Origin of the sequence: Pseudomonas sp. 58(2021) (genome assembly GCF_017491585.1) — a bacterium.
Taxonomy (GTDB): domain Bacteria; phylum Pseudomonadota; class Gammaproteobacteria; order Pseudomonadales; family Pseudomonadaceae; genus Aquipseudomonas; species Aquipseudomonas fluorescens_BT.
The window spans coordinates 31,070-53,402 of the sequence record NZ_JAFGYZ010000009.1 but is presented as its reverse complement, the minus strand read 5'-3'; the positions used below and the strand labels follow the sequence as shown (position 1 = coordinate 53,402).

Genomic DNA, 22,333 nt, shown 5'->3' with positions numbered 1-22,333 from the left:
TCGTCAGTGTTCGGTGAATAAGGAATTAATGGGGCAACCGCTCACAGCGCGGTGAAATCGATTGCCTGAAACAAATCGGCGCCAATGCCGGCAAAACTCAGCAACGCCGGCAACTGCCCGGCAAACCCCTGGAAACTGTGGTCGCCGCCAGCCTGAATGCGCAAGGCACAGGCCCGGTAATACTGCTGGGCGTAGCGATAGTCCAGCGTTTCGTCCCCGGTCTGCAACCACACCTGATACCGCTGCGGATCCTGCGGTGCCGGCACTTCCAGTTCGGCCAGGGCCGTCACGTGGTCGTGGGTCAACTCCCAGGTTTCGTCGGTGTACAGGTTTTTCTGCGTCCCCAGGTATCCGTCGAACATCCGGTGCGGACTGACGGCCGGGTTGACCAGCAGGGCTTTCAGGCCGTGGCGCTCGGCCAGGTGAGTCGCATAGTAGCCGCCGAGCGAGCTTCCCACCAGCAACGGCCGGCCCAGCTCGGCGATTGCCTGCTCCAGCTGACCGATGGCTTCACGGGGGTGGTGATGCAGCGCCGGGACACGCAGTTGATCGCTCAAACCCAGTCGTTCCATCACCTCGACCAGCTGACAGGCCTTCTTCGAGGCCGGCGCACTGTTGAAGCCGTGGATATAGAGGATCGAACCGGACATTTGAGCTCCCTGGGTGTCGGCTAAAGAAAGCGGAGTTTACAGGGAGTCGGGGGGTGTTGGGCCAGCACCCGAGGAAATCAGCGCTGCGCCCCTGAATCAATAGCCGTTCGAGCCGTAATCCACCTGAAAATCGAACCCCGTGACACGCGCTACACCCGTCTCGATCCGCCCATCCGGCAGAAGACGCAACCAGCGATACCCCGGCGCCTGCTCGCCGACCTTGAAGTCGGCACTGCGCGGCTCGAACTGAATACAGGTCGACGGCGAGGCAATCAGCCGTACACCGTTGCGCTCTCGATCGATCTCTTGATGCACATGTCCCCACAACACGGCTCGGACCTGTGGGAAACGGTCGAGCACGTCGAAAAAAGCTTCGGGATTGCGCAAGCCGATCGGCTCCATCCAGGCACAATCGATCGATACGGGATGATGATGCAAGCAAACCAGATGATGCCGCTCCGGCGCTTCGCTCAGGGCGCGGGCGAGCAATTGCAACTGGTCATCCTGCAAATACCCCGGCACCGAGCCCGGCACCGCCGAATCGAGCAGGGTCACGCGCCAGTTGCCGATGTCCACCACCGGCTCCAGCAGCGCACTCTGCACAGCGGCCATTTGCATGATCTGCGGTTCGTCGTGGTTGCCGGGGATCCAGCGAGCGGGCGCGTCGATCTGCGCGGTCATCTGACGAAACTGCTGGTAGGACGCCAGCGTGCCGTCCTGGGACAGGTCGCCCGTGGCGATCATCAGGTCGATTTGCGGCTGCTGCTCGAGCACCAGCTCGATGACCTTTTGCAGGCTCTCGCAAGTTTTCATGCCCAGCAGCGCACCGTCCGCCTCGGCGAACAAATGACTGTCGGACAGTTGCACCAGCAACGCCGCATCGGCGGTGGTCAGAGTCGATACGCTCGGCAAGGCGTTCTCCCAGGGCTGGATCGCCGGGTCGGAAAGGTTCGCAATTATGCTGGGGGAAGGCCCCGGGATGAAACCGTCGAACCGGACGCAGTTCACAACTTGCCGCTGTTATAGACGCTATCGAACGGCGGCGTACTCGTGACCGCAGGCCAGGCAATGACTCAGCCACTCTCCGAGAAACAGATTGAGCTGGGCCTTTTCGTCCGGCTGATGCATGGCCGCGTTGGGGTAAGGATAGATGCCGCGAAAGCGTCGCGCATGTTCGGCGCTGATCACTTCGGCCATGCGCGCGTCGTGGTAGACCTGCACTTCCAGTTGCGGCACCGGCAGCCACGGCAGGCTGTGTTCCTGGCGTACTTGCAGGGTCGTGGTGTACGGGCAGGTCTGCAACACTTCGATGGCCAGCACGCCGAGCATCTGGTCGCCCTGGGTCACGGCGATGCGCCGCGCTTCGGGGTCGCGGCGCATGTCCGGCAACAGTCGCATCAGGCGCGCGTAGTTGGCCTCGCAGGCGGCTTGCAGGCCCGCGAGGTCGACACGATAGCGATCGCGCAGTTTGTTTACGACCATAACCCCCTCACTTCGGCGCGATTGAGCGCCAGCCACTGCAAGGCGATGATGCTCGCCGCATTGGCAATCCGACCGTCGCGTACGGCCTGCAAGGCATCCTCGAATGCCCAGACCGTAACGCGGATATCTTCAGCCTCTTCCTCCAGCCCGTGCAGGCCGCCGACGCCTTCGGTGCTGCAACGCCCCAGAAACAAATGCACGAATTCGTTGCTGCCCCCCGGCGACGGGAAATATTGCATCATCGGCCACAAAGCCTTGATGTCGAGTCCAGCTTCCTCCTGCGCTTCGCGGTGAGCAACTTCTTCCGGCACTTCTTCCTTGTCGATCAGACCGGCGACCAGCTCCACCAGCCAGGGGTTGGCGGTCTTGCCCATGGCGCCGACGCGGAACTGTTCGATCAGTACCACCTCATCGCGTTGCGCGTCGTAGGGCAGCAGGCATACCGCATCGTGGCGCACGAACACTTCACGATTGATTTCGCGGCTCATACCACCAGCGAACAGTTCATGGCGCAAATGCACGCGATCGAGCTTGTAGAAGCCCTCGTAGCATTGCACCCGCTGCACGATATCGACGGCGGTTGGAATGGCGTTGGCAAAATCGGTCATGGGCATCCTCGTCTACTGCAGATTCCAATACGAGGTTCGTCTTGTTAATGGCGACCTCGACTTCGCGCCATCCTAACGCGCCCGTGACGTTTGATGCAGCCCCTTTGCTATCAGCGGGATGGACGGTGGAAGCGAAACCCACTCTAATTAGCTTAGTGGCGAACTGACCGCTTCGTTGAGAGTCGAAGCGGTAACTTTTTGCCTTCCCCTGCTTCAGAAAGGACGCCCATGTCGCTTTTCAAAATTGCCTCCGTGGCCGCCATCGCCCTGACCCTGGGCGCCTGCGCCAGCCTGTTCCAGCCCAACTACCGCACGCCGCTGGAAGCCACCCGCGACGCCTCGGAAACCCTGAAACCCGGTTGTTCCAACCCTGACTGCCCGCTGGTGAACATTGACACCCTGCACTTCCCGGCGGAGCCTGCGCTGGACGGCATCATCGAAAAACGCCTGCTGCAATTCACCCGCACCGCCCCCGACGCACCGGTGGCGCCAACCCTGGCAGCCTATCGCGAGCAATTCCTGCGCACTGCCGGGCCGCGCAACAGCAGCTATTTGCAGGCCAAAGTACGCGAGCAGCATGACGGTCTGGTGATTGTCGAAGTGTCGAGCTACCTGGACACCGGCGGCGCCCATGGCACGCCGGGCCGCGGTTTCATCAACTATTCGCGCCAGCAGCACAAGGTGCTGAGCCTGTCGGACATGCTGGTGCCAGGTCAGGAAGAAGCGTTCTGGAAAGCGGCGCAAGTGGCGCACAACAGCTGGCTGATCAGCACCAAGCTCGATCAGGAAGCGGAGTTCGTGAAGAACTGGCCGTTCGTCAAAACCCCGCATGTGGCGCTGACCTACGGCGGCGTGATCCTCAAGTACGACGTGAGCACCCTCGCGCCTTATGCACTGGGCCACGTCGAACTGAAGATCCCTTACCCGCGCCTGAACGGCATCATCAAGCCCGAGCTGTTTCCCGGCCGTAACTGAAGGCCCGGCCCAGCACGAGTTGCAGCAACCCTGCCAGGACCAGCGCCGGCAGGGTTGCGCCGACATCCGGATACAGATTGGCCAGCAGATGATAGGTGCTGATGCCACCCAGCCAGGCCAGCAGCGCCGGCCAGCGCAACGCGGCCGAAGCCACCTGGCCACTGCGTTTGCGCAGGATGAAGTGATCCACCAGCACCACGCCGAACAGCGGCGCAAATACCGAGCCGATCAGCAGCAGGAAATTCTGGTATTGCGCCAGGGGCGCAAGCAGCGCGATCAAGGTGCAAATCACACCGATGGCCAGCGCCAGATGCTCGACCTTCAGACGTAGCAGAATCCCGCTGGAGACCGCAGCCGAGTGAATGTCGGCAAAAGCGTTTTCCGACTCGTCCAACAGAATCAGCAACAGCGGAATCCCCAGGCCGGCACCGGCCAGCGCCAGCAGCAGCGCATTGACTTCACCACTCGGCGCGAAGGCCAGGGTGTAGGCGACGCCCAGGCTCATCAGCCAGAAGTTGCCGATGAAGAAACCGATGGCGGTGCCACCGAATACGTTCTTCGCCTTCTTGCCGAAACGCGAGTAGTCGGCGATCAGCGGCAGCCACGACAGCGGCATCGCAATGGCGATGTCGAAACCCACGGCGAACGGCATCGAACCATCCCCGGCCTGTGCCCACAAGGCGCCCAGATCAGCCTTGGCGAACAGGTTCCAGGTCAGCCAGATGCAGGCGGCCAGAATCAGCCAGATACCCCATTTGCGCAGGATCTTGCGCACGAATGTCAGAGGCCCGCTGACGGCGAGCAAGGTCGCCAGCGCACCAAAGCACAACGTCCACAACATCGGACTGGCCCACAGCGAACCTTCGCTGAACGCACGGGTGCCGAGCAGGCTGGCGGCGTCGCGCATGACGATGATTTCGAACGAACCCCAACCGATCAGTTGCAGCAGGTTGAGCAGCGCCGGCAGGCTCGCACCTTGTCGGCCCAGGCTGAGTTTCAGTGCAGCCATCGACGACAGACCGGTGTCGCTGCCGATCACGCCAACGGCGGCCAGCAGCAGGACGCCGACCAGGGTGCCGAGGAAAATCGCCAGCAGCGCTCCCGACAGACCCAGCCCCGGCGCCAGCAGCGCGCCGGTCTGCAAGACCATCAGACCGATACCGAGGGAAAACCACAGGGAAAACAGATCGCGACCGCCGAATACACGCTTGTCGGCGGGCACGGCGAGGTCGGGGGAATAAGTACCGGGTTGAATGCTCAAGGGTGTTATCTCAGAGGGACATTTGTTGTTGTGTCGATCAATCGCCAGCAGGCTGGCTCCCACAGGGGACTTGTGGCGATCACAAATCCTGTGTGGGAGCCAGCCTGCTGGCGATGGGGCCTGCACAGGCCCCACCCTTTCAGGTCAGATCAAACCTTCTTGTACAGCTGACTGCCTTCCTTCTTGAACCGCTCGGCCTGTTCGGCCAGGCCCTGGGCGACGTCCACGTCGACCGCGTCGATCCGCTGGTTGGCCGCGTATTCACGGACTTCCTGAGTGATCTTCATCGAGCAGAATTTCGGCCCGCACATCGAACAGAAATGCGCGACCTTCGCCGAGTCCTTCGGCAGGGTTTCATCGTGATACGAACGGGCGGTGTCCGGGTCAAGACCGAGGTTGAACTGATCCTCCCAACGGAATTCGAACCGTGCCTTGCTCAAGGCGTTGTCGCGGATTTGCGCGCCCGGATGCCCCTTGGCCAGGTCCGCGGCGTGCGCCGCGATCTTGTAGGTGATGATCCCGGTCTTCACATCATCCTTGTTCGGCAGGCCCAGGTGTTCCTTCGGCGTCACGTAGCAGAGCATCGCGCAACCGAACCAGCCGATCATCGCCGCACCGATACCGGAGGTGATGTGGTCGTAGCCCGGCGCGATGTCGGTGGTCAGCGGACCGAGGGTGTAGAACGGCGCCTCGTCGCAGCACTCCAGCTGCTTGTCCATGTTCTCCTTGATCAACTGCATCGGCACGTGGCCCGGGCCTTCGATCATGCACTGCACGTCGTGCTTCCAGGCGATCTTGGTCAGCTCGCCGAGGGTTTCCAGTTCGCCGAATTGCGCTTCGTCGTTGGCGTCGGCAATCGAGCCCGGACGCAGGCCGTCGCCCAGCGAGAAGCTGACGTCGTAGGCCTTCATGATTTCGCAGATTTCGTCGAAGTGGGTGTAGAGGAAGTTCTCTTTGTGATGCGCCAGGCACCACTTGGCCATGATCGAACCGCCACGGGAGACGATGCCGGTCACGCGCTTGGCGGTCAGCGGCACGTAGCGCAGCAACACGCCGGCGTGGATGGTGAAGTAGTCGACGCCCTGCTCCGCCTGCTCGATCAGCGTGTCCCGGAACAGCTCCCAGGTCAGGTCTTCGGCAACACCGTTAACTTTTTCCAGTGCCTGATAGATCGGCACGGTGCCGATCGGTACCGGCGAGTTGCGGATGATCCACTCGCGGGTTTCGTGGATGTGCTTGCCGGTGGACAAGTCCATCACCGTGTCCGACCCCCAGCGAATGCCCCAGGTCAGTTTCGCCACTTCTTCTTCGATGGACGAACCCAACGCGCTGTTGCCGATGTTGCCGTTGATCTTCACCAGGAAGTTACGGCCGATGATCATCGGTTCCAGTTCAACGTGGTTGATGTTGGCCGGAATGATCGCGCGGCCGCGGGCGATTTCTTCGCGGACGAACTCAGGGGTGATTTCTTTCGGAATGCTCGCGCCGAAACTGTGGCCGGCATGCTGCTGGTTCAGCAGGCCGGCAGCCCGGGCCTCCTGCAGCTTCATGTTTTCGCGGATGGCGACGTATTCCATCTCGGCGGTGATGATGCCTTTACGGGCGTAGTGCATCTGGCTGACGTTGGCCCCGGCCTTGGCACGGCGCGGGTTGTTGACGTGGGCAAAGCGCAGCTTGGTCAGCTCCGGATCGGCCAGGCGCTCCTGACCGAAATTCGAGCTCAGGCCTGGCAGGCGCTCGGTGTCGCCACGGTCGTCGATCCACGCCGAACGCACGTCGCCCAGACCTTTGCGCACGTCGATCACCACGTTCGGATCGGTGTACGGGCCCGAGGTGTCGTAGACGGTGACCGGCGCATTGATTTCGCCGCCAAAGTCGGTCGGGGTCACATCGAGGGTGATTTCGCGCATCGGCACGCGGATGTCCGGGCGGGAGCCCTGAACGTAGACTTTTTGCGAACGGGTGAACGGTTGAACCGACTGCTCGTCGACCTTGGCCGAGTCACTCAGGTTGATCGCGTTTTTGGATTTTGTAGTCATCACGGGCTCTCCAGACAGCATCCAGGCAGTGGATTGTCGGAGCAGAACCTGAAAGGCACGGACGCACCCAGAACGGGTGCTGTGCATCGTCGTCGAGCGTTCGATTGTCGAACAATTTCCCGGACGAAGCACAAGAGGACTCGCCGGGTGACGAGAAATCTTGTTCCCTACGCAGGCGCTAACCTGATCAGGTTCAACGGGATCCGAAATTATTCGATCTCAGCCTCATAGCAAGGCACCCCGACAAGAACCCGGCCAGTCTAGACACAACCGGCAAAGAACGCCAACACCGTGGCAAACACCATGATGAATGGCGCAATTGCGGCGGCCGACAGGATTGTGAGGGCCTCAATGCGCAACTACACTCGCCTTGCCCTGCTGCGCCTTGACGCTATGCGGCCCGCGCCTTACCTTTGGCGCCCGGATTATTTCCATAATATTCATGCTAGGGATCGCCTCATGCTGCGCAAACTCTCACTGGCTGTTGCCGTGTCTTGTGCGTCCAACGCAATGGTCTGGGCAGCAGAAGCGCCCTTGTCGACCAAGACCGATCTGGTCAGCGTCTATCAGGAAGCGGTCGACAACAACGCCGATCTGGCCGCCGCCCGCGCCCAGTACGGCGCACAGAAAGAAGTGGTGCCGCAGGCCCGCGCCGGGTTGCTGCCGAACCTGTCCGGTGGCGCTGAAGTCGCCAACGTGCGCACTTCGATCGACCAGCCCTCGGCCATCGCCAACCGCAGCGCGCACTCCTATCAGGCGACCCTGGCCCAGCCACTGTTCCGCGCCGATCGCTGGTTCCAGTACCAGGCCGCCAAGGACGTCAACGAGCAGGCCGCGCTGCAACTCTCGGCCACCGAGCAGAATCTGATCCTGCAAACCGCCGAAAGCTACTTCAACGTGCTGCGCAGTCAGGACAACCTGGCCTCGACCAAGGCTGAAGAAGCGGCGTTCAAGCGCCAGCTCGATCAGTCCAATGAGCGCTTCGACGTGGGCCTGTCGGACAAGACCGACGTGCTGCAATCGCAAGCCAGTTACGACACCGCCCGGGCCAACCGGATCGTCGCTCAGCGGCAGGTCGATGATGCGTTCGAAGCACTGATCACCCTGACCAACCGCCAGTACAACTCGATCCAGGGCATCGTCCACACGCTGCCGATCCTGCCGCCGGCGCCGAACGACGCCAAGGCCTGGGTCGACACCGCCGCGAAACAGAACCTCAATCTGCTGGCCAGCAACTATGCCGTCAGCTCCGCCGAACAGACCCTCAAACAACGCAAGGCCGGCCACCTGCCGACCCTCGACGCCGTAGCCAAATACGAAAAAGGCGACAACGACGCCCTCGGGTTCGCCAACCCGAATGCCTTCGGTACGCCGTACAGTGGCAACGTCGAGCAGAGCACCGTGGGCCTGCAACTGAACATTCCGATCTACAGTGGCGGATTGACCAGCTCCCAGGTGCGCGAGTCCTACTCACGGTTGGACCAGACCGAACAGCAGCGTGAAGGCCTGCGTCGGCAGGTGGTGGAGAACACCCGCAACCTGCACCGCGCGGTGAACACCGACGTCGAGCAGGTGCAGGCGCGCCGCCAGTCGATCATCTCCAACCAGAGCGCGGTGGAAGCCACGGAAATCGGTTATCAGGTGGGGACGCGCAACATCGTCGACGTGCTGGACGCCCAGCGTCAGCTCTACACCTCGGTGCGCAACTACAACAACACCCGCTACGACTACATCCTCGACAACCTGCGCCTGAAACAGGCGGCGGGGACGTTGAACCCGGGGGACTTGCAGGATCTGACGCGTTATCTGAAAGCCGACTACAACCCGGACAAGGATTTCCTCCCGCCGGATCTGGCCAAGGCCGCCGAAGCACAGCTCAAGGCCCGGCCTTAAACAAAAAACGCAGCCCTGAGGCTGCGTTTTTTCATGCGCGTTCGATCAACCTTCCCAGGCCATCAAGCAAGCGCTGCAACGCGCCCTGATTGCGGCGCATCACGCTCAGCCCGGCTTCCGCCATGCGCTGTGCATCGCGCGGCAATTCGAACAGCCGCTGCACTTCGGTCGCCAGACCTTCGGCGTCATCGACCTCGACCAACGCTCCGGCGCTGCGCAGTTGCGCGGCGATGTCGAGGAAGTTGAACAGGTGCGGGCCGCTGATCACCGGTTTCGCCAGGGCCGCCGGCTCCAGCAGATTGTGGCCGCCGTTGGCCACCAGACTGCCGCCGACGAACGCGCTGTCGGCCAGGGCGTAAAGAAACAGCAACTCGCCCATGGTGTCGCCGAGCAGCACCGAAGTCTGCGCATCGACGCTCGCGCCGGTGGAGCGACGCACCGTGGCAAAACCTTCACGCTGGCATAACTCGAACACCGAGTTGAAGCGCTCCGGATGGCGCGGCACCAGAATCAGCAGCGCATCGGGGTGGTTGGCCAGCAAACGGCGATGAGCATCCAGCACCACCTCGTCTTCGCCTTCATGGGTGCTGGCGGCGATCCACACCGGACGCTCCTGCGCCTGCCATTGGCCGCGCAGTTCAGCAGCGCGTTGCAACAATTGCGGGTCGATGGTCAGGTCAAACTTGATCGAACCGGTGACGTCGACCGTCTCCGGGCGCGCACCAAGATCACGGAAGCGCTGGGCTTCAACCTCGGTCTGCACGGCGAACAGACTCATCTCCGCCAGCATCGGTGCGGTCAGTTTGTTGAACCGGCCATAGCCCTTGGCGGAGCGCTCGGACAGGCGTCCGTTGGCCAGCGCCACCGGAATCCCGCGTTTGGCGCATTGGTGAATGTGGTTGGGCCACAGTTCGGTTTCCATGATCACCGCCAGTTTCGGCTGCACGCGATCCAGAAAACGCGCCGCCGCGCAGGGCAAATCGTAAGGCAGGTAGCAATGCTGGATACGCGGCTCGTTGGCGAACAGCGCTTGAATCCGCTCCGAACCCGTCGGCGTCATGCAGGTCACGGTGATCGGCAGCTGTGGATAACGTTGCAGCAGTGCGCGGATCATCGGCGCGGCGGCGATGCTTTCCCCCACCGAGACGGCGTGAACCCAGATGCCGCCCGGTTGCAGGATCGGCATGCCATAGGAGAAACGTTCGCCAATCCGTTTGGCATACGCCGGCGCCTTGCGCGAACGCAGCCATAGCCGAATCGCCACCAATGGCAGCCCCAGGTAAAACAGCGCGGTGTAGAGAGTTCTATTCATGGCGGCGGAGTTTATCGGCTTTTGCCGCCGATCGCCCGCAGGTGTATGGCAAATCGCTCCGCAAGCCAACGCGCCGCCGGACCCAGCGGTTCGTCACGACGCCAGACCAGCTCTACCACCAGCGCCGGCGGCGTCCATTCGCTGTCGAGCTCCACCATCAGGCCCTGATAGGCCGAGTACTGCACCACGTGACGCGGCAGCCAGGCCCAGCCGAGGTCGCGCACCAGCCATTCGGCCATCACGTAGAAACTGTCAGCGCGCCACACCTGCGGACTGGCCGGTTCGTTGCCGGGATAAAGGCTGGTCTGGGTCGACATCAACAACTGCCGATGCTGCGCCAGTTGCTGACAGGTGACGTAAGCCTGGGATGCCAGGGAATGGTTGACACCGCAGACCGTGACCATTTCCACGCTGCCCAACACCCGGCGCTCCAGCGCTTCGGGGATTTCATCGTGATAGAACAGTAGCCCGAGATCAGCCCGACGCTCCACCAGTTTGCGCGAGACCTCGCCCTGGGCGGCGCTGGTCAGTTGGACTTCCAGACTGGGAAACTGCTCGGCCAGCGCAGCGAAGCTTTCCACCAGCGCCTGATAGGGCATCGCCTCGTCCTGGGCCACCCGCAACTGCGCTTCTTGCCCGCGCATCATCGCCACGGCCCGGCCGTTCAGGCGTTCGCATTGACGCAACACTTCCCGCGCCTCTTCCAGAAGCGCCTCCCCGGCCTCGGTGAGAAGCGGCTGACGACCGCTGCTACGCTCGAACAGACTGACACCGAGGTCGTCCTCCAGCATCGCGATCGCGCTGCTGATCGCCGACTGCGCCTTGCGCTGCTGACGTGCCACGGCAGAGAACGAACGTTGTTCAGCGACCGCCACGAACGCGCGCAACTGATCCAGATTCCACTGCATGTCCATCGACAAACCCATCTTCAAAACAGATAGGTAATGACTTTACCCCATCTGGGAAGCCACTAGAATCGCGCCTCAGAAAGCAACGCTTCACACGAGGATTTTGAACATGAACGCTTACGTCTATCTGGCCATTGCCATTTGCGCCGAAGTGATCGCCACCGTTTCGATGAAAGCCGTCAAAGGCATCAGCACGCCTCTGCCCTTGGTGCTGGTCATCGTCGGCTACGCCATCGCGTTCTGGATGCTGACCCTGGTGGTGCGCAGCGTGCCGGTGGGCGTGGCCTACGCGGTATGGGCCGGCATGGGCATCGTGATGGTCAGCGTGGCGGCGCTGTTCATTTATGGGCAGAAGCTGGACGTGCCGGCGATGCTTGGCATGGCGCTGATCGTGCTCGGCGTGGTGGTGATTCAGCTGTTCTCGAAAACCGCCGGCCATTAACTGATTTATGCATAACCCCCTGTGGGAGCGGGCTTGCTCGCGAAGACGGTGTGTCAGGCAACATTGTTGTTGACTGATAGACCGATTTCGCGAGCAAGCCCGCTCCCACATTGCCCGACACCTTCCCCTCTGTTGATCATCGACAAATCCCCTTTTCCCCGAGTCTGTATACTGCGCCCTCGTCTTGAACACTGAGGTCGTTGCATGCCATCTCCCATTTCCACCGACGTGCTGATTGTCGGCGCAGGTGTCGCCGGCCTCTGGCTGAACGCGCGCCTGCGTCGCCAGGGTTTTTCGACCGTGCTGGTGGAAAGCGCCAGCCTCGGCGGCGGACAGAGCGTGAAGTCCCAAGGCATCATCCACGGCGGCGCCAAGTACGCGCTGCATGGCGCGCTGACCGGTGCCTCGGAAGCCATCGCCGACATGCCACGCCGCTGGCGCGAAGCCTTGGCCGGCGACGGTGAACTGGATCTGACCGGCGTGCGCCTGCTGTCCGAAGCCCATTACCTGTGGTCGCCGGGCACCCTCGCGGGCAACCTCACCAGTTTCTTCGCCAGCAAAGCGGTGCGCGGCCGGGTCGATCAGGTCAAGGGCGACCAATTGCCGCCAGCGCTGCAGGACAAGCGTTTCAAGGGCAAGGTCTATCGCCTCGCCGAGCTGGTGGTCGACGTGCCAAGCGTGATCCAGCGCCTGGCTGATCTCGCCGGTGACGGTCTGCTGGCCGGTCAGAACATCGAGCCATTGCTGCAAAGCGGTGTATTGGTAGGCCTGAATGTCGACGGTCGCGAGATCCGCGCCCAGCGCATCGTCCTCAGCGCCGGTGCCGGTACTGCGGCGCTGCTGGAAACCCTCGGTCTGACGCAACCGGCCATGCAACGCCGGCCGCTGCACATGATCCTCGCCAAGGGCCCGGGGCTGAAGCCGCTCTATGCGCACTGCCTGGGCGGTGGCACCAAGCCGCGAATCACCGTGACCACACATCCGGCCGCCGACGGCCAGTGGGTCTGGTACATGGGCGGCGACATTGCCGAATCCGAAGGCGTGGCCCGTGAGCCCGCCGAACAGATCGCCACCGCGCAAAAAGAAATCGGCCAGTTGTTGCCGTGGATCGACCTGAGCAACGTGCAATGGGCCACCCTGCGCGTCGACCGCGCCGAACCGCTGCAAACCGGACTGACCCGCCCGGACAATGCGTTCCTCGCCGAAGAAGGTCGTCTGCTGGTCGGCTGGCCTACCAAACTGGCCCTGGCGCCGGACTTTGCCGACCGGGTGATCGCGTCCCTGGAGCGTGACGGCATCCAGCCGAACCACCCGGCTCCGCTGCCCGAGTTGCCGAAACCTCCGATGGGCGTTCCGGCCTGGGAGCAACTGCTGCCATGAGCCTGCCGACCCTGCACGATTTGCATCGCCCGCTGGGCAGCACCGGCCTGCTGGTTTCACCGTTGGGCCTGGGCACCGTCAAACTCGGTCGCGACCAGGGCGTGAAATACCCCAACGGCTTCCAGATCCCCGATGACGACGCCGCGCGCATGCTGCTCAAGCAGGCGCGGGAACTGGGCATCAACCTGATCGACACTGCGCCGGCCTATGGCCGCAGCGAAGAGCGTCTCGGCCCGCTGCTGCGCGGCCAGCGTCAGGATTGGGTGATCGTCAGCAAGGTCGGCGAAGAATTTGTCGACGGCCAGTCAACCCACGACTTCAGCGCCGCTCACACGCGAATGTCGGTGGAGCGCAGCCTGCAACGTCTTGAAACCGATTTTATCGACCTGGTGCTGGTGCACTCCGATGGCAACGACCTGGCGATTCTCAATGACAGCGAAGTCTATGCAACCCTCGCGGCGCTCAAGGCCGAAGGCAAGATTCGCGGCTTCGGTTTCTCCGGCAAGACCGTCGACGGCGGCCTCAAAGCACTGGAGCAAGGCGACTGCGCGATGGTCACCTACAATCTGAACGAACAAAACGAGAAGGCGGTCATTGACTATGCTGCTGCCCACGGCAAAGCCATTCTGGTGAAGAAGGCGCTGGCCAGTGGTCATGTGTGCCTGAGCCCCGGCGTGGACCCGGTGCGCGCCAGCTTCGAGTTGCTGTTCGCCGGGCCTGGCGTAGCCAGCGCCATTGTCGGAACAATCAATCCGCTGCACCTCGCCCATAACGTTGCGACCGTTGCCCAGGTCCTTCGTGGTCACTGACGCCGCCCCGCGGCCTTAAGCAGGAGCCGACATGCCGCGCACGCTCATCAGAAAGAACCCGAGCAACTTCAAGACACTGCCGCTGTTCGTCGAAGCGACGCCCGAAGGCCTGACGTATCAGAGCGTCGGCATGCCGCTGAATTTCGCCCAGACCCTGCAGCGGCGCAAACCGGTCAGCGTGGCCGACGCCGAACGCTTTGCGCTGGAACTGGCCAATCTCGGCGTCTCGGTGCGCCTGACCCTGCACTGGCAGAATCGCGATTACTGGGTGCTGGTGCGCCAGCGGCGGCAGGATCGTGGTGACGTCGTCCTCAAACTGATTTCCGGCTACGTGCCGGCGCACGAATTGAATATCCCATTGCACACGGCGATCCAGGAGATCGCCGAAGAATGCCTGCTGGAAACTCCGGAAGGCTGGCTCGGCGGGCGCTTCAACGACACCTGGCTGCCGGCGCCGTACGCATCGGCGCTGCATTATCGCGAGGCCCTGCCCTTTCGCCTGACGCCGCTGTCCGGTTCGGCGCGGCCGGTACGTTGCGCCAATCTGCAATTGCTCGAACGGCCACGGGCCTACGTGCACTTGCCGACCGCGTCTCTGCAATTGATCTACGACCTGCGACTGGACGTGCCCAAGGAAGCCAAGAACCTGAGCCTGTTCCATGTCGACGAACGACTTGAGGGCGATCAACTCGTCGCCCGGCTCGACCGCAAGCGCCCCGATCTGTACTTGATGCCACTACAGGACGGCGAACCGCTCCCCGAGCTGTATACGCTGAAGAAAGGTCAGTTGTCCCCGGCCGGCACCCGAGGTCTGTATCTGGCGGAAAGCTTCGCCAGACAGGACGGCTGGCTGGTGCGCGATGAGCGGATTCGCTGGAAAGACTGGCTGCGTCAGCAGGGTTTGACGCCGCCGCCCAAGGACACGGGGCTGGCGCGGTTGCGCGGCAAGGCGAAACAGCTGCTGAAGAAGATCGTGCCGCGCAAGAAAGTGAACTCCTGAACGGCAAAAGACCGCGCCTGCGAGCGACTCCAGAGAGTCGTCGCAGGCGCGGTCTTTATGTTTGCATCACTCGGATTTGCGGATTTTTTCCACAATCGCCGTGGTCGAGCTGTTTTCCACCAGCCCCAGCACCTTCACGGTGCCGCCGTAGGCCTTGACGATGTCGGCGCCGACAACCTGGTCGATGCCATAGTCGCCGCCCTTCACCAGCACGTCCGGTTTGACCTCGCGCAGCAGGTTTTCCGGGGTACCTTCGGCGAAGCTGATCACCCAGTCCACCGCACCGAGACCGGCGAGAACCGCCATGCGCCGGTCAACGCTGTTGATCGGCCGGCCCGGGCCTTTCAAGCGACTGACCGAGGCATCGTCGTTGATCGCGACGATCAGACGATCACCCTGGGCCCGTGCCTGCTCGAGGTAGGTCACGTGCCCGGCGTGGAGGATGTCGAAGCAGCCGTTGGTGAACACGATCCGCTCGTTGTGCGCCCGGGCATCGGCCACCGCCAGAATCAGCTGCTCCAGACCCAACACACCGCGTTCCGAACCTTCCTCGCGCTGAATCGCGCGACGCAGTTCCGGGGCGCTGATCGCCGCCGTACCGAGTTTGCCGACCACAATGCCCGCCGCCAGGTTGGCCAGCGCCACCGCGTGGGGCAGCTCTTCGCCTGCGGCAATCGCGGCCGCCAGGGTGGAAATCACGGTGTCGCCGGCACCAGTCACATCAAACACTTCACGAGCCCGGGCCGGCAGGTGCAGCGCCGGATGATCCGGGCGCAGCAGGGTCATGCCGTGTTCGCCGCGAGTCACCAGCAACGCGCCGAGCTCGAGGTCGTGCATCAGTTTCGCGCCCTTGCTCACCAGTTCGTGCTCATCGGCGCAACCGCCGACGATGGCTTCGAACTCACTGAGGTTCGGGGTGATCAGGCTCGCGCCACGGTAGATCGAGAAATCCTTGCCCTTCGGGTCGGCCAGCACCGGAATGCCTTTGGCACGCGCAGCCTGAATCAGTGCCTGATGGTTTTTCAGGGCGCCTTTGCCGTAGTCGGACAACACCAGCACCTTGATGCCTTCCAGCAGGTCGTCGACCTGGGAAGCAAGGGCCAGGGCATCAGTGGCGAACGGTTCTTCGAAGTCGATACGCAGCAGTTGCTGGTGCCGGCTCATGACCCGCAGCTTGACGATGGTCGGCTGGTGCGCGATGCGCTGGAACAAGGCTCGCACGCCCGCGCCCTTGAGGCTGTTGCTCAGGCTGTCGGCGGCTTCGTCGTCACCGGTCACACCGACCAGCGACGCCGGCGCACCCAGCGCGGCAATGTTCAAGGCAACGTTGGCGGCACCGCCCGGGCGGTCTTCGATTTGCTCGACCTTTACAACCGGTACCGGCGCCTCAGGGGAGATCCGTGAGGTACCACCATGCCAGTAACGGTCGAGCATGACATCGCCGACCACCAAGACAGGGGCTTGATCGAATCGCGGCATGGACAACTTCATGGAGCAACCCACATACAAAATGAACAGGGGCGCGATATTAACACAGGGTTGGCGAAGGCTTGTGCGGCGGCTGCAACAGGATGAAACGACGGGTTTTTTTGCTTATTTTTTGTACAGAAACGCTGCCCATTGATGGCAGGCACAGACCCGGGGGTACCTCATTCATAACCGAGCATCTCGTAGTCACGTGCATAGACCCGCCGCACCAGGCGTCGGGTACGCAAGGAGCAGAATTCCCGGGCCGGCAGTGGACGCCGCTCCCGGGAACAATTGACGTATTGCAATCGACTGGTCAGGCCCAGGTGCTCGCACACCAGGTGAAAATCCCGCTCCAGATGTTCCTGATAACCGATGAAGTCCAGCGCCAGACGGCCCAGTGAGTCGGTGAGAAAGTCGGTTTGCGCAGCGAAGTGCAATTGTCGCGCGATGTTTTCCGCATGCAGCCAGCGCGCAACGAAGTCATCGAAGTCGCGGTAATGCCTGACCAGTTGCTGCGCGGCGTGATCGCGTCCGCTCAGCTCGTTGCCCCGCAGAAAAGCGTATGCCGAATAGGCACGTTCCAGCGGATCGCGGACGAAAGCGAATTTGTATGCAGCGGCGAACTGCGCGGGAAACTGCTCTTCATACCAGTACAACGGCAGATGGCCGGGCCGCCAACCATCGAACATCGCGGTACACACGCTGCTGCCGGCGCATTTGGGCACATGAATGAACAGGCAGGAACGCTGTTCGAAGGCTTCGGGAAAGCGCAGGTTGGCCGACATTGACTTGTTCACCGCCTGTCTATCGACCACCGACAGACGCCCGAGCAGAAAAGCCCGCTGCGGCTTGGGCAGCAGCTTCCACAGATAGCGTTGCAACATGAAGATACCCGCGCGACGGGGATGGCCCCTCGATGGAAGTCAAAGTTCGTTCAGGAACCTTAACAAGCGCGGTGTCGGGTTTTATGCAGGTTTGGTCAAGAACGGTAAAGTTCCGGATACAAACCGCCGGGCGCATTGCGCGCCCGGCATTTGCAAGGCGGGCTCAGGCGATGTCTTCGGCCGGGGCATCGAGGCCCATGGCATTGAGGCGCGCGTAGTAGCCGTTCTGGGCCAGCAGCTCGCCGTGAGTGCCACGCTCGACGATACGCCCCTGATCCATGACCAGAATCAGGTCGGCCTTCTCGATGGTCGAGAGACGGTGGGCGATCACCAGCGTGGTGCGGCCCTTCATCACCTGATCCAGCGCAGCCTGGATGTGTCGCTCGGATTCGGTATCGAGGGCCGAGGTGGCCTCGTCGAGAATCAACACTGGCGCGTTCTTGAGCAAGGCACGGGCAATCGCCAGGCGCTGGCGCTGACCGCCGGAAAGCAGCACGCCGTTCTCGCCGACCTGGGTGTCCAGGCCTTCCGGCAGTTGCGCGATGAAGTCCATGGCATAGGCATCACGCGCGGCCTTCTCGATGTCTTCACGTGGCGCGCCGGCCAGATCGCCGTAGGCAATATTGTTGGCCACCGTGTCGCTGAACAGCGTGACGTGCTGGGTCACCTGGGCGATGTGACGACGCAGATTCAGCAGTTTGTACTGCTCGATCTCCACACCGTCGATCAGGATCTCGCCCTTGTCGTGGTGATAGAAACGCGGGATCAGGTTGGCGAGGGTCGACTTGCCGCTGCCGGACCGTCCCACCAGCGCCACCATCTGCCCCGGCTCGACCGAGAAGGTGATGTTGTCGAGTACCTGACGCTCGGTGCCCGGGTAGGTGAAGCTCAGGTTGCGTACTTCGAGTCGACCGGTGACCACATCACGCTCGACCGTACCGGTATCGACCTCCGGCTCGACGTCCAGTTGCTCGAAAATGCTTTCGGCACCGGCCACGCCTTTCTGGATGGTCGAGCTGACTTCGGACAACTGACGGATCGGCTTGGGCAGCAGGCCCGCGAGGGTGATGTAGGCCACCATGTCACCTGCCGAGGCATCACCGCGAAGAAACAGCACCAGGAACATCAGCACCGCCATCGCGGTGTAGATCACCAGTTGCAGCATCGGCGTGTAGATCGCGCCGGTGCGGGTCATGCGCAGTTGCTTGTCAGTGTTGCTCTGACTGGCATCGAGAAAGCGTTTTTCTTCGTAGGCTTCGCCACCGAAGCTGCGCACCACGCGATAGCCCTGGATGGTTTCCGAGGCAACATGGGTCACGTCGCCCATGGCCAACTGGATCTTTTTGCTCTGCTTGCGGAATTTCTTGCTGGCGGTACGCACCATCACGGCGATGAGCGGCAGGATCGCAACCATCACCAGCGTCAGCTTCCAGTTCATGAACAGCAGGGAAGCGAACAGGAAGATCACCGTCATACCCTCACGGATTACGACCTTGATCGCATCTGTTGCCGCCCCCGTGACCATGGTGACGTTGAAGGTGATGCGTGAAATCAGGTGACCGGAGTTATGCTTGTCGAAATAACGGTTCGGCAGCACCAGCAGGTTGTTGAACAACTGCACCCGAAGATCATGCACCAGGCCCAGGGAAACCTTGGCCAGGAAATAGTTGCCCAGATAGGAGCCCAGGCCCTGCCAGGCCGCAATGAGTATGATCAGCAGCGGTACGGCCTGCAGCAGTTGCAGGTCGCGCAGGTAAGGCACGGTGGGAAACAGTACTGCCTCGGGATTGGACAGACCGTCGACGAAATACTTGAGAATGTAACCGAGCATCGGCTGGGTCGATGCGAAAATCAGAAAACCGACGATGCTGATCAGAAACAGACTGATATACGGCCGGACGTAGCCGAGCAGGCGGAAGTAGATTTTCAAGCTCGAAGGGCTTGCGGCGGGACTGGAGTCGGTCATATCACGCGAAAGTCGATAAAAAGGACGCTGACTTTAGCACAGCTTCTTCAGGGTTCTGGCAATCGGGCAAAGGCTGTTATTGTTATGCGTCTTTTTCAGCATCAAATAGCCATCAACGTAATGGCCGATCAACTTCAGGATTGAATCTCACAGCATGCAACTTCGCGGCTTCAGCAGTACGTCCAGTCGAATATTCGATTTCATCAGCCTGTGGATACTTCCCGTCGGCTACTTCCTGCTCCTGTGTGCGCTGTTCTTCCTGCCTGGCCGCAGCCTGCATCACAAACTGTTTTATGGCCTGTTCAGCATTCCGGCGCTGATCGCCCTGTGCCTGCGTCCGCGGGAGTGCCGGGAACTGCTGCGCGAGCCGATGATTGTCGCGCTGCTGGTGTTCGTCGCCTGGGCATTGCTCAGTCTCGCCTGGGGACCGCCGGATGGCGAATCGTTCGGCGGCATGCTCAAGCCTCCCTTGCACACCCTGATGCTGTTCGTCGGCTGCTACCTGCTCGTGCGCTACCGCAGTGACATTCTGGCGCCGATGCTGTTCGTCGCAGCCTTGGTCGCGCTGATCGCCACCCTCTGTTTCCTCATCCCGTTCATCCGTCATTACGAGCCGGGCGCACGCCTGATCGGGGGTGGCGCCTTCGATAACCCGCTGCTCAGCTCCCACCTGTTCGGATTCTTCTGTGCCTATTGGCTCAGTATCAGCATGTCCTGCAAGCATGGCCGCCTGCTCTGGCTCAGCCTGCCGGCCATGCTGATCATGTTCGCAGCGGTAATCGCGACCGGGTCCAGAACACCGCTGGTCGCCTTGACCCTGGCCGCATTCTGGCTGGCCTTCATTTGTTGGAACCGACGCTCGGTGGTGCTTTTGAGCGCACTGTCGGCCATTGGCATCACCGTGATCGCCCTGTTTTCGAAGATGATCACCGAACGCGGCGACTCCTACCGTTTCGAAATCTGGCAGATTGCCCTGCAAAAGATTGCCGAACACCCGTGGATCGGTCATGGCTATAACGCCGGCCTGGCGATCGACCCCGGTGTTGGCTACAACTTCCAGGAACCCCACAGTTTTGCCCTGGGGGTCCTTTATTACGTCGGTATTCTGGGCCTGTTGCCGTGGCTGTTTTTCCAGGCCTGGGGACTGCTGAGCAGCTGGCGCCAGCGCGTTCAGCCGCTGCTGATCATTGCCTCCACCTGGCTGGTGTTCGGTATCGGCGCCGGGCTGACAGAGGGCGGCGGTATCATCTCGCGGCCCAAGGAGCACTGGTTCCTGCTGTGGATTCCCCTGGCACTGATCGCCGCCTTGAGCATCAATCAGCGAGCCCGCCGCCTGTTGACCGTTCCCGTGCAGAAACTGTCGGCCACCGGCCTGCAACAGCTGGGCGCCAATGCCCAGGTGATTGAAGAGGACGGCCTCGGCCCCAAGGTCCTGCGCCTGACCGATGGCAGCTTCCTCAAGCTGTTCCGCCGCCGTCGCTGGTACACCTCCGGCAACTTCAACCCTTACTCCGAACGCTTCGCCATCAATAGCGAACAATTGCGCCGGATGGGCATCCCCACCCCGCAGGTACTGAACCTGTATCGCCTCGACGATGGCAGCAGTGCAGTGCACTACGCGCCACTGCCAGGCCATACCTTGCGCCAGGTGCTGCAAGGCATCACCGCGCCTGCGGTACGACAGGCCCTGGTCGAACGTTTCGGCAAATTCATGGCCCGGCTGCATGAGCAAGGCGTCTATTTCCGCTCGCTGCATCTGGGCAATGTGCTGGTGCTGGAGGACGGCGAGTTCGGGTTGATCGATCTGGCAGACCTGCGGATCTACCCTTCGCCACTGACTCTTTCGTTGCGCCAGCGCAATCTGCGACACATGCAACGCTACAGCGTCGACAAGCGCTGGCTGTTCGAGGATCACCTCGACGCGCTGCTTCAGGGGTACGCTGTGACGGCGCCGAAATCCGCCGTAGACAACCTGCACAGGCAAGTGCTGGCCACCACCACTGCGGCCCGGGTTCAATGATGACCGCAACCAATCTTCTTATTGCACCGGCCGCCTATCTGCTGGCCATCGCAACCGCCGCGCTGTTGTTGCGCGCGGTTCCGAAAATAGCCCGCCATTTGCAGCATTCCGGTGAGAGCCGTTACGCCAGCATCGATGGGTTGCGCGGTTACCTGGCGTTTGGCGTGTTTGTGCATCACTCGATCATCACCTGGATCTTTCTGCGCACGGGCGTGATCGATTTTCCACCGAGCGCGTTCTATTCGATGCTTGGCCAGGGCAGCGTCGCGCTGTTCTTCATGATCACCGGATTCCTGTTCTGGGGCCGCCTGCTGGCCCAGGGTCGCGAGTTCGACTGGACGGCTTTCGGCGTCTCTCGGGTCTTTCGCCTGTATCCGCTGTACCTGCCGCTGATGCTGATCGTGTTCATCACGGTGTTCCAGCTACAGGGCTGGGAACTGAAAGTATCCACTGTAGAGCTGCTCAAGCAGACCCTGGCCTGGCTGACCTTTGACCGGCCGGACGTCAACTTGTACCCGCACACCGGCATGCTCATCTCCAACGTCACCTGGACGCTGGCCTACGAAGTGTTCTTCTACCTGGCGCTGCCACTGGCTGGCATGGTGTTCATCTTCCGAAGCAACTGGCGCCAGGTGGTGCTGTGTCTGCTCGGTATTTATGTGCTGTATCAAGTGGTCGGCTGGGAGCACTCGCTCAAGAAGCACTTCCTGGCCAGTTTCCTCGGCGGAATCGCTGCTGCGTACTGGGTACGTCGACCGCAACTGGTAGCCTGGAGCAAGACCCCTCTGGCCGGAGTCGTCGCCCTCGTTGCGCTGGCGATTGCCTTCACCGCCTTCAACAGGGCCTTCAAGACCCAGCCACTGTTTCTGCTGTCGCTGTTCTTCGTGATCGTGGCTTCTGGCAACACTCTGTTCGGTGCCCTCAAGCCACGCAGCATCCGTTGGCTGGGAGAGATCAGTTACAGCACCTATCTGCTGCATGGTTTCGTGCTGTGGCTGATGGTCCAGCGCCTGCCGCCGGCACTGCACCTCGATGGCCGGGAGGCCTGGGTCTACCTGCCATTGCTGGCAGCGTGCACCTGCCTGCTGATCCTGATCAGCAGCGCGACATTCCTGTACATCGAACAGCCGGGAATGAGCGCAGGCAGGAAGGTCGTGCAGTGGCTTCGCCAGCGCCAGCAGGGCAACAAGCGCATCGCAGAAAAAGCCGCCCGCTGATCACGGGCGGCCGCGGC

The 22,333-nt window shown here is 61.8% G+C and carries 19 protein-coding genes and 1 riboswitch; of the genes, 8 read left to right on the top strand and 11 right to left on the bottom strand.

The genetic code is table 11. The annotated features are described in order from the left end of the window. Nucleotides 1-41: 41 nt before the first annotated feature. The 4 genes from J5M72_RS12410 to J5M72_RS12395 form a co-directional block, all read right to left on the bottom strand. Complete coding sequence (locus tag J5M72_RS12410) at nucleotides 42-650, bottom strand: YqiA/YcfP family alpha/beta fold hydrolase (protein ID WP_169428583.1); 609 nt, start codon at nucleotides 648-650, stop codon at nucleotides 42-44. A gap of 96 nt (nucleotides 651-746) precedes the next feature. After that, on the bottom strand, nucleotides 747-1,562 hold the full coding sequence (gene cpdA, locus J5M72_RS12405) for a 3',5'-cyclic-AMP phosphodiesterase (RefSeq protein WP_207865589.1): 816 nt from the start codon (nucleotides 1,560-1,562) through the stop codon (nucleotides 747-749). Between the two features lie 117 nt (nucleotides 1,563-1,679). Then, nucleotides 1,680-2,132 (bottom strand): DUF1249 domain-containing protein, encoded by a 453-nt coding sequence (locus J5M72_RS12400; protein WP_169428581.1) that lies wholly within the window; start codon nucleotides 2,130-2,132, stop codon nucleotides 1,680-1,682. Continuing rightward, nucleotides 2,123-2,740: an NUDIX domain-containing protein gene (locus J5M72_RS12395; RefSeq protein ID WP_169428580.1), complete on the bottom strand. Its 618-nt coding sequence runs from the start codon at nucleotides 2,738-2,740 to the stop codon at nucleotides 2,123-2,125. Before J5M72_RS12395 ends, J5M72_RS12400 begins: the two co-directional genes overlap by 10 nt. A gap of 228 nt (nucleotides 2,741-2,968) precedes the next feature. Between J5M72_RS12395 and J5M72_RS12390 the strand changes: the two genes are divergently transcribed. Further along, nucleotides 2,969-3,715, top strand: coding sequence for an RsiV family protein (locus J5M72_RS12390; RefSeq protein WP_207865588.1), 747 nt, complete (start codon nucleotides 2,969-2,971; stop codon nucleotides 3,713-3,715). Here J5M72_RS12390 and cytX read toward each other — a convergent pair. Both cytX and thiC read right to left on the bottom strand, forming a co-directional pair. Next, complete coding sequence (gene cytX / locus J5M72_RS12385) at nucleotides 3,684-4,976, bottom strand: putative hydroxymethylpyrimidine transporter CytX (RefSeq protein WP_207865587.1); 1,293 nt, start codon at nucleotides 4,974-4,976, stop codon at nucleotides 3,684-3,686. The genes J5M72_RS12390 and cytX overlap by 32 nt on opposite strands. Before the next feature lie 149 nt (nucleotides 4,977-5,125). Then, nucleotides 5,126-7,015, bottom strand: a complete 1,890-nt coding sequence (gene thiC / locus J5M72_RS12380) for a phosphomethylpyrimidine synthase ThiC (RefSeq protein ID WP_085711132.1) — start codon at nucleotides 7,013-7,015, stop codon at nucleotides 5,126-5,128. A gap of 147 nt (nucleotides 7,016-7,162) precedes the next feature. After that, nucleotides 7,163-7,268, bottom strand: a riboswitch (TPP riboswitch). 206 nt (nucleotides 7,269-7,474) lie between these two features. Here thiC and J5M72_RS12375 point away from each other — a divergent pair. Next, the gene (locus J5M72_RS12375) at nucleotides 7,475-8,908 is read left to right on the top strand and encodes a TolC family outer membrane protein (RefSeq protein WP_207865586.1); all 1,434 of its coding nucleotides are present in this window, start codon (nucleotides 7,475-7,477) and stop codon (nucleotides 8,906-8,908) included. A 31-nt stretch (nucleotides 8,909-8,939) separates the two neighbouring features. On the opposite strand, the gene waaA is transcribed toward J5M72_RS12375, so the two are convergent. After that, the gene (gene waaA, locus J5M72_RS12370; RefSeq protein WP_207865585.1) at nucleotides 8,940-10,220 is read right to left on the bottom strand and encodes a lipid IV(A) 3-deoxy-D-manno-octulosonic acid transferase; all 1,281 of its coding nucleotides are present in this window, start codon (nucleotides 10,218-10,220) and stop codon (nucleotides 8,940-8,942) included. A gap of 11 nt (nucleotides 10,221-10,231) precedes the next feature. Next, on the bottom strand, nucleotides 10,232-11,134 hold the full coding sequence (locus tag J5M72_RS12365) for a LysR family transcriptional regulator (protein WP_207865584.1): 903 nt from the start codon (nucleotides 11,132-11,134) through the stop codon (nucleotides 10,232-10,234). Nucleotides 11,135-11,237: 103 nt separating this feature from the next. Here J5M72_RS12365 and J5M72_RS12360 point away from each other — a divergent pair, with 103 nt between their 5' ends. From J5M72_RS12360 to J5M72_RS12345, 4 genes are all read left to right on the top strand, one after another. Continuing rightward, nucleotides 11,238-11,570 carry an SMR family transporter gene (locus J5M72_RS12360; protein WP_085732637.1) on the top strand — a complete coding sequence of 111 codons (333 nt, stop codon included), beginning with the start codon at nucleotides 11,238-11,240 and terminating at the stop codon, nucleotides 11,568-11,570. Nucleotides 11,571-11,774: 204 nt separating this feature from the next. Further along, nucleotides 11,775-12,950 carry an FAD-dependent oxidoreductase gene (locus J5M72_RS12355; protein ID WP_207865583.1) on the top strand — a complete coding sequence of 392 codons (1,176 nt, stop codon included), beginning with the start codon at nucleotides 11,775-11,777 and terminating at the stop codon, nucleotides 12,948-12,950. After that, nucleotides 12,947-13,759, top strand: a complete 813-nt coding sequence (locus tag J5M72_RS12350) for an aldo/keto reductase (protein WP_207865582.1) — start codon at nucleotides 12,947-12,949, stop codon at nucleotides 13,757-13,759. The genes J5M72_RS12355 and J5M72_RS12350 overlap by 4 nt, the downstream gene beginning before the upstream one ends. A 31-nt stretch (nucleotides 13,760-13,790) precedes the next feature. Further along, entirely contained in the window at nucleotides 13,791-14,759 is a 969-nt protein-coding gene (locus J5M72_RS12345) for a metal ABC transporter ATPase (protein ID WP_114881185.1), read from the top strand. Nucleotides 14,760-14,825: 66 nt separating this feature from the next. On the opposite strand, the gene hldE is transcribed toward J5M72_RS12345, so the two are convergent. The 3 genes from hldE to msbA all read right to left on the bottom strand — a co-directional run bounded on the left by hldE (nucleotide 14,826) and on the right by msbA (nucleotide 19,079). After that, on the bottom strand, nucleotides 14,826-16,250 hold the full coding sequence (gene hldE, locus J5M72_RS12340; RefSeq protein ID WP_169428571.1) for a bifunctional D-glycero-beta-D-manno-heptose-7-phosphate kinase/D-glycero-beta-D-manno-heptose 1-phosphate adenylyltransferase HldE: 1,425 nt from the start codon (nucleotides 16,248-16,250) through the stop codon (nucleotides 14,826-14,828). A 158-nt stretch (nucleotides 16,251-16,408) separates the two neighbouring features. Next, a complete protein-coding gene (locus J5M72_RS12335; protein ID WP_169428570.1) occupies nucleotides 16,409-17,113 on the bottom strand; it encodes a sulfotransferase family 2 domain-containing protein in 705 nt (234 codons plus the stop codon). Between the two features lie 163 nt (nucleotides 17,114-17,276). Continuing rightward, a complete protein-coding gene (gene msbA, locus J5M72_RS12330) occupies nucleotides 17,277-19,079 on the bottom strand; it encodes a lipid A export permease/ATP-binding protein MsbA (RefSeq protein ID WP_207865581.1) in 1,803 nt (600 codons plus the stop codon). A 154-nt stretch (nucleotides 19,080-19,233) separates the two neighbouring features. On the opposite strand from msbA, the gene J5M72_RS12325 reads away from it, so the two are divergent. Both J5M72_RS12325 and J5M72_RS12320 read left to right on the top strand, forming a co-directional pair. Continuing rightward, on the top strand, nucleotides 19,234-21,099 hold the full coding sequence (locus J5M72_RS12325) for a bifunctional O-antigen ligase/aminoglycoside phosphotransferase family protein (RefSeq protein WP_207865580.1): 1,866 nt from the start codon (nucleotides 19,234-19,236) through the stop codon (nucleotides 21,097-21,099). Continuing rightward, complete coding sequence (locus J5M72_RS12320; protein ID WP_207865579.1) at nucleotides 21,099-22,316, top strand: acyltransferase; 1,218 nt, start codon at nucleotides 21,099-21,101, stop codon at nucleotides 22,314-22,316. The genes J5M72_RS12325 and J5M72_RS12320 overlap by 1 nt, the downstream gene beginning before the upstream one ends. Nucleotides 22,317-22,333 lie beyond the last annotated feature (17 nt).